Consider the following 2,089-nt stretch of genomic DNA (forward strand, 5'->3'; position numbering starts at 1 on the left):
TTGGACAGCAGCTCGCGCACCCGCGGCTGCGCGCACGGGTTGACCACCACCTGCACCTGGTGCGCCTTGGACAGCACGCTGATGCGGTGCACGAGGGTGTTCAGCGTCGGGGCGCCGAGCTTTCCCTTGTAGCCACCGTCGACCAGCGCCAGGTCGATCGCCGTCGGCAGCTCGCTGACGAGCTCACCGGCGGTGTCGAGGCGCTGGGCATGGTCGACGATGAATTGAACGACGGCCGCTTCATCGACCGGTAGGCTGATCGGGCGGCGGTACCGCAGCGCGTACCAGGCGGCCCAGTAGCGCAGGGCCGAGCGGTAGCTGCGCAAGGTGTTTTCTGACTCCCCTTGGCGCAGCAACGCGGCCTCGGCCTCTTGCGCCATCGAGCCCAGTTGCGTCGGATCCAGGGCGTGCGACCCGCTGGCGGCCGGAACAAGCGTCGCGAGTGATGTTTTCTCTATTTTCATATGTAAACTGTACGATGTCTAACGTATCTGAAAGATAGGTCGCGGTAACTATCACTTATCGTGACTAATGTAGGCCCAAAGCAGGGCGCCGATCAAGGAGACCAAAAATGCCGCGCGGAATCAGTCAAACCGATGTCTGGAACGCGTGTGATGCGCTTCTGCTTGAAGGCGCACGGCCGACGATCGAACGCGTGCGCCAAAAAATTGGCAGCGGCTCGCCGAACACCGTCAGTCCGTTCCTGGAGACGTGGTTCAGGCACCTGGGCGGGCGCATTCGGGACCCTGGGGCGTTCTCGGCGCCGTCGAATGTTCCTGACCCGGTTCAGCAAGCCGCCAAACACTTCTGGGAAACGGCTCTGGCCGAGACGCGGCGCGACTTCGACCAGCGGCTCAACGAGGGCATGGCAGCGGCAATCGCGAACGTCGAGGCGGAGAAGGAACGCGCGGTCCAGAGCGATGCCGCTRCCTTCGAGGCAACCGCGAAGGCAGCTAAGCTACAGGGCGAACTGGCCGAAAAGGGCAAGCTGCTCGACCAGGCGAAGCAAGACCTCGCCGCCGAGCGCGCGCGACTGATCGAGGTGCGTGCTTCGCTCACCTCCACGACCGAGCGCCTTCGTGAGCAGGACACTAAGTCGAGCGCTGAGTTTGCAGAGGTCAAGCGGCAGCTGGCCGCGGCCATTGAGCGCGCCGACGCCGCGGACCGCCGCGTCGCCCTTGAGCTTGAGCGGGAGCGGAACTCGCGTGCGAAGGCCRAACGCCACTCCGAGTCGCTGCAAAAGAGCCTCGACGCCTCCCAGCAGGCCGGCGCCGCGGCTGACGAGCAGGCGCGCAAGCAAGTGAACGCCGCGAGGGACCGGGAGGAGGGGCTGAAGACGCAGTTGGCGGCCGCAACGGCCGCGTTGGCATCGGAACGGCAACGCTTGGTAGAACTGCGCGCGTCCAGCGAAACCAGTTCCAGGGACGCAGAAGTTGCTCGGGCTCAATCGGCGAGCTTGCAGGCCTCGCTGGACCGGTTCGCTGCGCTGGTTGAAACTGGAGGTCGGACCGAGCCCAAACATGGACGCAAGCGGGCCAGCAGGCCCTCGCCATGAGCGCACCGCTGCTCGCCAACAACTGGCGTCTTGGCGACAAGCCCGACTCGGGCGCCGTGAACGTCGTCAACAGGCTTATCGGGCCCTCGATCCTTGCGCTGCAAGCGGCTTCGCAGATCGATCAGCTGCCGCTGGCTCATGCTGGACTCCTTACGGTTCCATGAGAGAGGAGGCAACTGAGGGCGGTCGTGCGCCCGAGCGAGCGCCGATGAGAATGGTGGCKAGGCCGATGCGAGGGCGGGAGGAAAGCGAAGACGACTCTCCTGCTGCTGCCGATCCGGGCCAACGCTCGATGTCCCTCCCGCGACTGGCGCGATCGTAGGAACAAGTCTCGCCAGTGATAAATTGGCTGCGAAGCTCAGGAGGATCGATGCACACGAGATCGATAATCGTGAATCCACGGAAATGCCATGTGCCCTACGTGCGTGTGCACGGCATCAAGTATTCGTCGCAAAGACTTGTGACTTGGGCAACCTCTGGTGGAAAAAGACTGCACGTACAGTTCGGCGAAGAGGCATCTGGCGACCAGTCGGC

At 64.0% G+C, this 2,089-nt stretch carries 2 protein-coding genes and 1 pseudogene; 2 read left to right on the forward strand and 1 reads right to left on the reverse strand.

What is annotated here, in order from left to right:
- A pseudogene (locus AC1D15_RS28805) lies at positions 1-464 on the reverse strand (integrase); the annotation flags it as partial.
- Positions 465-571: 107 nt separating this feature from the next.
- Between AC1D15_RS28805 and AC1D15_RS28810 the strand changes: the two are divergent.
- Positions 572-1,555 (forward strand): DNA-binding protein, encoded by a 984-nt coding sequence (locus AC1D15_RS28810; protein ID WP_477828711.1) that lies wholly within the window; start codon positions 572-574, stop codon positions 1,553-1,555.
- A complete protein-coding gene (locus AC1D15_RS28815; protein WP_477828712.1) occupies positions 1,552-1,719 on the forward strand; it encodes a hypothetical protein in 168 nt (55 codons plus the stop codon). The genes AC1D15_RS28810 and AC1D15_RS28815 overlap by 4 nt, the downstream gene beginning before the upstream one ends.
- Positions 1,720-2,089: the final 370 nt, after the last annotated feature.

The sequence above is a fragment of the Rhizobacter sp. P2_H2 genome, from assembly GCF_056403375.1.